The sequence below is a fragment of the Microcystis sp. M53602_WE12 genome, assembly GCF_030065455.1.
Classification (GTDB): domain Bacteria; phylum Cyanobacteriota; class Cyanobacteriia; order Cyanobacteriales; family Microcystaceae; genus Microcystis; species Microcystis aeruginosa.
The window spans coordinates 1-9,809 of sequence record NZ_JASJFB010000105.1 but is presented as its reverse complement, the minus strand read 5'-3'; the positions used below and the strand labels follow the sequence as shown (position 1 = coordinate 9,809).

Annotated in this window: 10 protein-coding genes and 2 pseudogenes; 4 read left to right on the top strand and 8 right to left on the bottom strand. The window is 44.9% G+C overall.

The genetic code is table 11. The features are described 5' to 3' along the window. From PX482_RS04380 to PX482_RS04365, 4 genes and pseudogenes are all read right to left on the bottom strand, one after another. Positions 1-276: pseudogene (locus PX482_RS04380) on the bottom strand (hypothetical protein); the annotation flags it as partial. Continuing rightward, entirely contained in the window at positions 269-481 is a 213-nt protein-coding gene (locus tag PX482_RS04375) for an Rpn/YhgA-type helix-turn-helix domain-containing protein (RefSeq protein WP_002762040.1), read from the bottom strand. The gene PX482_RS04375 and the pseudogene PX482_RS04380, both read right to left, overlap by 8 nt. A gap of 22 nt (positions 482-503) precedes the next feature. Next, positions 504-878, bottom strand: a pseudogene (locus PX482_RS04370) (Rpn family recombination-promoting nuclease/putative transposase); the annotation flags it as partial. Between the two features lie 173 nt (positions 879-1,051). Continuing rightward, complete coding sequence (locus PX482_RS04365) at positions 1,052-2,581, bottom strand: hypothetical protein (protein ID WP_288025322.1); 1,530 nt, start codon at positions 2,579-2,581, stop codon at positions 1,052-1,054. A 304-nt stretch (positions 2,582-2,885) separates the two neighbouring features. On the opposite strand from PX482_RS04365, the gene PX482_RS04360 reads away from it, so the two are divergent. Both PX482_RS04360 and PX482_RS04355 read left to right on the top strand, forming a co-directional pair. Beyond that, complete coding sequence (locus tag PX482_RS04360; RefSeq protein ID WP_002762036.1) at positions 2,886-3,554, top strand: HEAT repeat domain-containing protein; 669 nt, start codon at positions 2,886-2,888, stop codon at positions 3,552-3,554. Positions 3,555-3,615: 61 nt separating this feature from the next. After that, the gene (locus PX482_RS04355) at positions 3,616-4,128 is read left to right on the top strand and encodes a phycobiliprotein lyase (protein ID WP_002762035.1); all 513 of its coding nucleotides are present in this window, start codon (positions 3,616-3,618) and stop codon (positions 4,126-4,128) included. Positions 4,129-4,420: 292 nt separating this feature from the next. Here PX482_RS04355 and PX482_RS04350 read toward each other — a convergent pair whose 3' ends face one another. Both PX482_RS04350 and PX482_RS04345 read right to left on the bottom strand, forming a co-directional pair. Beyond that, the gene (locus PX482_RS04350) at positions 4,421-5,353 is read right to left on the bottom strand and encodes a hypothetical protein (RefSeq protein WP_002762034.1); all 933 of its coding nucleotides are present in this window, start codon (positions 5,351-5,353) and stop codon (positions 4,421-4,423) included. Continuing rightward, a complete protein-coding gene (locus tag PX482_RS04345; protein WP_288093736.1) occupies positions 5,310-5,909 on the bottom strand; it encodes a DUF1517 domain-containing protein in 600 nt (199 codons plus the stop codon). The genes PX482_RS04350 and PX482_RS04345 overlap by 44 nt, the downstream gene beginning before the upstream one ends. Positions 5,910-5,935: 26 nt before the next feature. Here PX482_RS04345 and PX482_RS04340 point away from each other — a divergent pair, with 26 nt between their 5' ends. Together PX482_RS04340 and hpnH are read left to right on the top strand one after the other, a co-directional pair. Further along, positions 5,936-6,115, top strand: a complete 180-nt coding sequence (locus tag PX482_RS04340; RefSeq protein WP_288093738.1) for a hypothetical protein — start codon at positions 5,936-5,938, stop codon at positions 6,113-6,115. Between the two features lie 270 nt (positions 6,116-6,385). After that, entirely contained in the window at positions 6,386-7,402 is a 1,017-nt protein-coding gene (gene hpnH, locus PX482_RS04335) for an adenosyl-hopene transferase HpnH (protein ID WP_002762032.1), read from the top strand. A gap of 226 nt (positions 7,403-7,628) precedes the next feature. On the opposite strand, the gene PX482_RS04330 is transcribed toward hpnH, so the two are convergent. Together PX482_RS04330 and ndk are read right to left on the bottom strand one after the other, a co-directional pair. Further along, positions 7,629-9,002 carry an HD domain-containing phosphohydrolase gene (locus PX482_RS04330; RefSeq protein ID WP_002762031.1) on the bottom strand — a complete coding sequence of 458 codons (1,374 nt, stop codon included), beginning with the start codon at positions 9,000-9,002 and terminating at the stop codon, positions 7,629-7,631. 112 nt (positions 9,003-9,114) lie between these two features. After that, positions 9,115-9,564, bottom strand: a complete 450-nt coding sequence (gene ndk, locus PX482_RS04325; RefSeq protein ID WP_002762029.1) for a nucleoside-diphosphate kinase — start codon at positions 9,562-9,564, stop codon at positions 9,115-9,117. Between the last annotated feature and the right edge of the window lie 245 nt (positions 9,565-9,809).

The window sequence follows — 9,809 nt, the reverse complement described above, 5'->3', positions numbered from 1 at the left end:
TACCACTTGACGCATTGGTTTTTGGGGATGACGACGATAGACGCGAATGCGATAATCGAGCATTCGGAAAGGAATCTTGGAGTCGGGGTCGGTTTGAAATTCGGTATGGAGAATTAGTTGCTCTGACTGCAAAAAAATCAGAGAATCGGCACGAATGGGGTCTAATTGTAATTCTGTCGGGTCGAGGACGGTTAAGGGGAGGGGAGAACCCAATAACCAAGTGGCTAGATCATCGGAGAAGTTTTCGGCAATAAATTTACAAATATTATCAAACATCGCGAGCGTTCTGCCTTTGTAATTCCTCGATCGCGTCGGGGGATAAATCGGTAAATTGGGCGATTTCTGGGATAGGAAAGCCGGCAGATAGCATTTTTAGGGCAATTTGTCGAGCTTTTTCTTCTTTACCCGCTTGCAAGCCTTTTTTTAGTCCTTTTTCCTCGCCTTCCTCTAAAATATCTTGATAGATGACGGATTCTCTCATAATGTCACTCCGAAGGATTTTTTTAATCGTCTCTCGATTGTAATTGCTCGATTGCGTCGGGGGATAAATCAGTAAATTGGGCGATTTCTGGGATAGGAAACCCAGCAGATAGCATTTTTAGGGCAATTTGTCGAGCTTTTTCCTCTTTGCCTTCCTCTTTGCCTTCCTCTCTGCCTTCCTCTAAAATATCTTGATAGATGACGGATTCTCTCATAATGTCACTCCGAAGAATTTTTTTAATCGTCTCTCGATTTAATACTAACCCGGCGAGAATACTGGTAGCGGCAGCGAGATTGCTTTGCACCTGTTTTTGGGAAATAGTTTCTAAAGAACGGGACACCTGACTTAACACCTGTTCGGGATCATCAGTATTGCTGAGGACGGCAAAGGGTAATAACTCATTGTTCGCTTAATTTTTTAAGGGAAGGGTTTTAAAATTGCTGTAACCTTTATCCTGTATGCTTTTTAGCGAATAAGGCAAGCGGAACATTGCCGAGATTGCTATCGCCAATTGGTTCGTTCAAACCCTAGGTATTTCTACAAAATGGAGACGCACCGGGTTGAATCTCCCTATTGAGGATTTTTTGGGACAGCAACAATCAAAATACTTCTGATTTGCGAGCGACTTAACCTGACCGGAAAGATATCTGTATAATCTAGACCAGCTGCTCTAATGCCATAATCAATTTCCACTTGGTTCAATAAATTTTGATTGAGAGGCCATTGTCTCATGTCTCCACCTAATGCGGGACCATTCACCGGATTTCTAGTGCTTGCAGCCGTATCTGAAAGCATTTGATCGTGGGTAAAAGCTAAGACTCTATCCAATAATTCATCGTTGGTATAAGTGAAAGCATGATCATCACTCATGGGATTGATCATTTGAAAAACGTCACATCCTTCGTCTAAAACCATCGCTTCTTCCGCACCGAATCCATCGCTCATAATTAAGGTAATCCCTTCTAGGGTATTGCCGATCCTTGCCGATAATCCCGAGGAAGCAAAACAGATAATTTTTTGACCGGACATTCCCAAAATTCCGAAAGGATAGATGCTCTTGGGAAAGTAAATCTCTACCGTATCTCCTCCGGGGTAAGGAAAATATTCTCCCGCCCGACGCGGAGAAAAATCAACCCGTTTAAACTGCTGTTCATCTAATTCCCTCGCGACAGCAGGATTAGCCAGATTGATGTTCAGAAAACCACCGGGAGAAATTAATTGAGTTTCTACGATAATCGGTCCGTTTAAAGCGGCACGCCTGGCATTCAAATCGCCGTAGAGTTGATATTCCCCCAAGTTAATTGTATTAATAACCTGCCCCATAAAATTCCCCGCACATGGAACTTGATAAGGCAGGCAAAAAATATGGCGTACATCTTGGAATCGATCGATAGCAGTAAATAGGGGAACCACATCACCTTGTTGAATGATAGTTTTTCCCCCTAGGGCAAACTCTAAAAATGGGGCGATATTCTGTAAATTAGCATCGTATCCCGGTAGTCCTGCTAAATGACGATTATATCTGCGAGCCACTTGCGGATCGTTAATCTGTATTATATTTGCGCCTCCAGCCATAAACCTTAAATCCAAAAATTCATAACGATGGCCGAGGTGTGTAGCCATAGCATCACACCATTTGACCAAACACCGATAGATGCGCTGATTGATCGGTTCTTGATAGCCTCCGGGGAGAAACATCCCACATAATTGATTTTGCAAGGATTTTATGTAGTAATTAGGGCCAAGATAGGCAAGATGCCACGGATTCATCGTTAGATCCCCACAACCTTGGGCGCCAATAATGAGCCAATCCTGTCCTCGCTGATCGCAGAATTCTTTGAGATGTTGATAAAGTGTCCAAGTACCCGCTCTCTGCTCGTAAGCATTGGTCGTAGAGTCTAGGCCAGGAATAGCAATTTGACCAAGTCGATTATACATTATATCCGGCACTGCATGAGGATCCTGCATTCTGGGAGGAGTTATACCATCCCGTTGAATGCCGGGGCCTTTTTGATAGTCTGGAGTCACGGACACAAAGATATGCTCTTTTTCCGTGTCTAGAGTCAAAGAACCAGTATTAAAAACTCGATTTTCCACCATAACACCCCCCGCTTGTCTAGGTGTGGCAGTTGCCGCTAGACAAGCTAATTAGCCCTAGGCTATCTGTTTTTTTTAATCTCAACCTCGCTGACCTGAAGGGGAGTGGGGCTTTATATTTTTTTCCTGAATCTATCAGAAAGCCTAGCATTTATCGTATTACCATACTTAAATTATAGTTTCCCGGAGGAAGTCAACTCTCGCCTCAATCCTTAAGAAATCCTCAAGAAATCCTTTCCCCGCTCTCGTTTCTGAATTGCCAAGAATTGCGTTAGAATTAAAGAAATATTACAAGTGGTTGACAAAAATGAGTAAGCCTGATACACAAGCCATTGCCCTCCAGTTAGAAAGTAGCAATTCTAAAGATCGTCTGCTGGCCTTGGCATCCCTGCGAGAAGTGACCCCGGAGGAAGCTGTACCCTTGATCAAAAAAGTCCTTTATGATGAAATGCTGCCAGTGCGATCGATGGCTGTCTTTGCTTTGGGAGTCAAACAAACCGAGGAATGCTTTCCTATTCTGGTGGATTTGTTAGCCAATGATGCCGATTATGGCATTCGCGCCGATGCTGCGGGGGCTTTAGGTTATTTAGAAGATATTCGCGCTTTTGAACCCCTACAACGGGCTTTTTACGAAGACACGCAATGGTTAGTCCGCTTTAGTGCCGCCGTCGCTTTGGGCAATTTGGGCGATATTCGGGCTAAACAGGTGTTATTATCGGCTCTCGATAGTAACGAAGCGGTTATTCAACAGGCCGCTATTGCTGCCCTTGGGGAAATCAAAGCAGTGGAAACCGTCGAGAAGCTTTTAACTTTTGTTAACTCCGATGACTGGTTAATCCGGCAGCGATTAGCGGAAGCTTTAGGCCATCTTCCGGCGGAAAAAACGATCGCAGCCTTAAAATTTTTGGTCAAAGACGAACATCCGCAAGTGCGCGAAGCGGCCCGTTTATCCTTGCAAAAATTGGCCCACGTCTAGGGATAGGATAGAATAAATAATCTATTCTTCCAAAGCGAACAATTTTTGCCTAAAGCCATTCATGGACATTCAAGAATTTATTAATCTCTGTGCGGGTAAATGGTTTTCTCAGCGTACCAGTTATCAATTAGCCGCCCAAAAAGTTGCCAATAATAAAGCAGAAATCACCATCGATTTGCTGGCTGCCGATGCTGCCGATGTGGTGCAATTATGTTTAGAAAATAACTGTCAGTCCCAGGCCAATCTAGGGGGATGGAAAGCGACTTGGGATAATTCCGTGGACTATGGACAACCGAAAAAAATCGGTTCTAGCTATTTAGTTTGGCTACCCTCAGGGAATTCTTGGCAAGGAAAATTAATCAAATCGGACGGTAAATCGGCAGCGCTGGGAGAATATCATCTCAGCAGCGATCAAGCTTTGACTTTAACCATCGAGGATAATCACCATCGTATCGAGGAAAGAATCTGGTTTGCTAGTCCTAATCTGAGATTGCGTACCAGTATTATCCAGTCAGCCAATGGCGATCGCCAGACGGTTTTCTATTCGGAAATTCGCAAAATGGTTGCTTCTTAAGTAGGGTCTGCTGAAAAAGTTTGTTGGTGGGGTTAGGGTGTGGGGTGTGGGGTGTGGGGTGTAGGGTTTTACCGATTTTCATCTGGTCAATTACCTAATTTTCAGGGAAAAAGTGCCTAAATTTCCCCCCCCCGATCACCCCAAGGTCTGGCACTTTTTGATGGGGAAAAAGTCTAAAATTCCTATCCAACAAGGTTTTTAGATTTATTCAGCAAACCCTAAGTAGCTGCCATCCCCAATCTCTGAGGTGGGGAAGACAGGATTAATCTTCCACCACTCCAGTCAAATCCTCCTAACGTCGGCCGCGTCTGCTGCTGCCGAAACCACTGCGACTAGGGGTACGACGGGAACCAGAGGAACCGAAACTAGGAGAACGTTTGACATTATCAGATTTACCCGAATTCTTCAGGGTACTGGAACCATAACCAGAACCACTGGGTTTGGTGGTGGTTGTGGTGCTGCGATTGGGACTAGAGGAAGTATTACTGGGATAACGACGTAAATTGCCAGTAGAACGGAGAGTTTGCCGATTTTTGACCGCCGGAGGTGGACTATTATGTTTAGTCCGGTATTGATCCACTGCCTGATTATAGGTGGAACCGTAACCACCAAAACCGGTCATTACACCCCCCGGAGTATAGAGGGGAGGAACGTAGTATTGAGGACGAAAGAGCAAACTACCCAAAGCTTGACCAGCAACAGCACCGAAAAAAGGACTCCAAAAACTCGATTCTTGCCGAATCACTACGGTTTCCTGTTGTCCGGTTTGGGGATTGTTCCGCACTTCCGTGACATTATGGACATACTCAATTTTAAAATCTTCGGTCATGTACAGGGTAGCCTGATCACCGTTGATTTCCACCGCGGTTTTTTCCCCTTTAGCGATAGCTTCATCGCTTAATCTAGCCATTTGCAGGTTAGTGGTGCGAAAGAGGGGAGAAGTCCCCCCAGGGGTGTTTAACAGCATTAAGGTATAAGTGCCATCTCCGTCATCGTAGGTAGCTTGTTGCACCTCGTAGCGACCGCTACTAACCTGATTGGATTCTTGTCTTACACTACTGTTATTAGCTGACGGTGACTGAGTTTGATTTGATGAGGAACCACAGGCCACCGTTGTGCAACAAAGGGTAAGAATTAAAAGGATTGTCGTTACTTGGCGCAGCATAAGGGCAAAATTAAGACTATAAAGGCAGTAATTCGGGGAAATTGAGTAATAGTTGCTCATTGGTCAATTCATCTCCCAATTGAGCAGGAGAAAAATGTACCTGAATCGCACGCAGCCGACCTTGGTAGTGGAGGTTAATTATTGATTTTAAACCATCTTCCAGGGCCTCTCGATCGGCTAGGCTAGTTTCTAAACCAGCACTCTCACCCTCGAATGCTATTGTGATCATAACAACTAAGTTATCGGTGACGGGTAAAGTTAAGGGTTCGTTTTCCCCCACTTGTGAAGACACCGATTCACTTAGGTATCTGGCCGCGGAATCGGTAAACAGTTCGTTAACGTAGTCTCCCGCTTCCCCCTCACTCCAAAAAATATCGCCCTCATTAGCCACAGAAAACCAATAGAGGTTCATCGGCAGCAGATTTTGACAAATTTCTACTAAACCCTCTCCCATGACCTCTAAATCCCCTTCGGAATCGATCGCTTCCCGGCCGGTACGATTAAGAATACCGATCAGCGGTGCGATTTCTTGGCCGTAGAGATGCAAAAATAAGCGACAGACCACATAGCGAGTTTTACCCGCAAATTTCTTAAAGCGATCGCCTAAAGAACTCATAATAGACCTCTGGTAAAAATCAAAAATTGTCGTTAAGGTTAGGAGTCAGTAGTCAGGAGATAGGAGTCAGGAGTCAGGAGATAGGAGTCAGGAGTCAGGAGACTTTTTTATTTATTCTCCCCACTTCCCACTCCCCACTTCCCACTTCCCACTTCCCACTTCCCACTTCCCACTTTCAAGTCAGTAGTCTTGGAGCCATAAGCTAGATCAAGGTGATAATCAAGTAAACAGGAAAAAAGCCCTCAGCTTTTATTTATTTTGCCATTTTCTAGGCTCCTATGCCTTGATGCCCTGTTAAGTAGTCGGACATAAATTCTGTTGTCTATCTTAAGAAATGTAAATTGCCGCAATTCTTCCTGATGACCGACTCCTGACTCCTGACGACCGGCTACTGACTCCTTACCCCACAGTTAACTTGACTTTTGTCCAACTACTTAACAGTCTATAATTACTTAGAATCCTTTTGGTGTGAGCAAATGGCTGTCCAACTGCAACAAGCTTTAGTGGTTGCTTCCTATATCTTGAAACAGCGTCTAGCAGGAAAAAAGCGTTTTCCCTTAGTTTTAATGCTAGAACCCCTATTTCGCTGTAATTTAGCCTGTACTGGCTGCGGTAAGATTCAACATCCCCCGGAAATCCTCCGCAATCATCTTACCCCAGCAGAATGTTTCGCAGCGGTGGAAGAATGCGGGGTTCCCGTGGTTTCCATCCCCGGGGGCGAGCCGCTTTTACACCCACAAATCGATGAAATTGTCAAGGGGTTAGTGGACAGAAAAAAATTTGTCTATCTCTGCACCAATGCTCTGTTGTTGGAAAAAAGCCTGGATAAATTTACTCCTTCACCCTATCTTACCTTTAGTGTCCATCTGGACGGTCTCAAAGCACATCACGATCGCTGTGTGGATCGAGAGGGAGTATTCGATAAGGCAGTACAAGGGATTAAAGCGGCGAAAGCGAGAGGTTTTCGGGTTACTACTAATACCACGGTTTTTGAAGGCACAGAACCGCAAGAAATGCAGGAATTTTTCGATTTTCTCGCTACTTTGGGTATCGATGGTATGATGATTTCCCCCGGTTATAGTTATGAGTGGGCCCCGGATCAAGATAGTTTCTTAAAACGGGAGCAAACCAGAGCTTTATTCCGAGAAATTCTCTCACCCTGGAAATCAGGTCAGAAAAAGTGGAATTTTAACCATAATCCTCTCTTTCTCGATTTTCTCATCGGTGAACAGGACTATGAATGCACTCCTTGGGGTAGTCCTAGTTATAGTCTTTTAGGATGGCAAAAACCCTGTTATCTGCTCAACGAAGGTCATTACAAAAGCTTTCGGGAACTTTTAGCAGAAACCAATTGGGATAACTATGGTCGGGCCAGTGGCAATCCGCAATGTGCCGATTGTATGGTACATTGCGGCTATGAACCGACCGCAGCCATGGCAGCTTTTAAACCGGCTAATATGAGACGTGCCATGCAGAGTTTAATCGGAGTCTAATCTAGGGTCTGCTGAATAAATCTAAAAACCTTGTTGGGTAAAAATTTTAGACTTTTTTCCCATCAAAAAGTGCCAGACCTTGGGGTGATCGGGGGGGAAATTTAGGCACTTTTTCCCTGAAAATTAATTAGGTAATTGACCCCCTGAAAATGGGTAAAACCCTACACCCCACACCCCACACCCCACACCCTACCCCCAGGAAAAACTTTTTGCCGCAGACCCTAATCTAAACTGATTCTAACCAGACGGCGGGGACTTGACTAGGGCGATCGGGTAATTGCATCCATCCCATTTCGCACAGACGAATTACCGAACTTAATTTTTCTACCAAAGCGGGATCAAAACGAATCCCGCTATAATTTTGACAGCGCTCTAGGGCCTCTCCTAAATCTAGAGCTAGTCGGTCGCCTCGCGGTTGAGTTAATTCCTGAAAATAGGCTGATAATCCTAAAATTCTCGACTCTAGGCTGATTTCTTCCCCTTTTAAGCCGTTGGGAACACCGCTACCATCCCAGTATTCAAACTCATGGTAAATAATCTGTTGAATTGGGGCTAATTCGGGCATAGTGGCGAGTAATTGTGCGCCTAACACCGATCTATCCCGCCAAAATAACGCATTTGCTCCCTCTAACTGACTGGCACGCTGTCTAAAAACTTCGATCGGAGCCTCCGCTAGACCGATGCGGTATAATAAACCAGCTAATCGTAAGCGTCGCAATCTCAGGGTGGGTAAATCGAGCAATTGTCCCAACATTTCCGCTAAAGCGGCCACCTGTAGGGAAGCAAGGGGATTATCAATATCTCTTTCATCGACCTTTTGAGCCATTCTTAGAAAAGCTTGCAGTTTATTAGCGGCTAAATTTTTATTTAAACGGGATGCTTGTCCTTCTAAGTCGCTTAATTCTCGTGCTTGTCTGCTGACGGTGACTAACTGCTGTTGACTGGTTTGCAGATAGGTGACAATGCGAGAGACTACTCCGGTTAAATCCGTGGGAATGGGATTAATATTTTGACTAATTTCCTGCTGTTGTCTGCTTAAATCGGCCGCTAGACTGGGATTATAGGGATGCAGACGCTCAATTAAGATCCTAGCGGCTTTTTCGACTAAATCGCGATCGAATGTCCATAAACCGTAGAATTTTCGCTCCGTGTCTATTTGGGGTTGACTATCGGACCGGTATTCTTCTGGGGATAACTCATGACAGAGTACCATGGAGGCGTAATCGGGGGAAAGAATGATTAAATTCCACTCATTCACCAAACTATCGCTATTATCTAAGTTAACTAGCGAAACATTCTCTAAACTGCCGGTTTTATGCTCAGAAAAACCACTATCGGCCACGGCAGCGATCGCAATATGACGAGAAGAGCGAGCGATATCTAAATAGCGCTCAGCTTCCTGTAAATACCATTTTCCCTGTTGAAAGGTGACTAAAACCAGTGGTTTATTTGTACTGTCTGGGCTGCTAGTTTGCAAGATATGATCTTCAAGAGCATGACAGAGAGCCACAAGGGTATTCTTAAAATAGACCCCGTAACTGCTGGGTAATCGTCCCGATGAAGCTCTTTTTAACTGTTGTAAGCTGGATTCTACGGTCATAAGTCGCAAGATTAGGGGTTGAGTGTGGGGAAAGGGGAGAGGAGAGAATAAATAAAAGCCATCTCCTGTCTCCTGTCTCCTGACGACCGGCTCCTGACTGCCTCAAAGGGGTTTATTCTACCACCCAGGGAGTGATTGCGGGAGTCCAATTAGCTAATTCCGCATCGCTAAACCAGAGACTAACTTCATCTTTGGCGGTATCTGGACCATCGGACCCATGGATAAGATTGCGTCCGACACTAATGCCAAAATCACCGCGAATCGTACCAGGTTCAGCATTGAGGGGATTAGTGGCGCCAATAATTTTTCTAGCGGAGGCAATTACTCCTTCTCCTTCCCAAACCATGGCCACCACGGGGGAGGAGGTAATAAAATCGACTAAAGAACGGAAAAAGGGTCTTTCCTTATGAACAGCGTAGTGTTTTTCCGCTAATTCGCTAGAAACCTGCATCATTTTCAACCCAACCAGCGTAAAACCTTTAGTTTCAAAGCGTTGAATAATTTCCCCCACCAGATTGCGCTGCACACCGTCGGGTTTAATCATTAAGAAAGTGCGTTCCATACTGCCTCTTAAAATTTAGTCATCGAAAAATTGCGTCCGAAACCCAGATTAACCCGGAATGGCATCCTAGAGAATGGCAGCATTTTCGCTTAAATTGCTGAGTTAGCTTGCTGTCCGATTTAGCTAGGGTTTGCGGCAAAAAGTTTTTCGTGGGGGCAGGGTGTGAGGTGTGGGGTGTGGGGTGTGGGGTTTTACCGATTTTGAGGTAGTCAGTTACCTAATTTTCAGGGAAAAAGTCCAGGAAT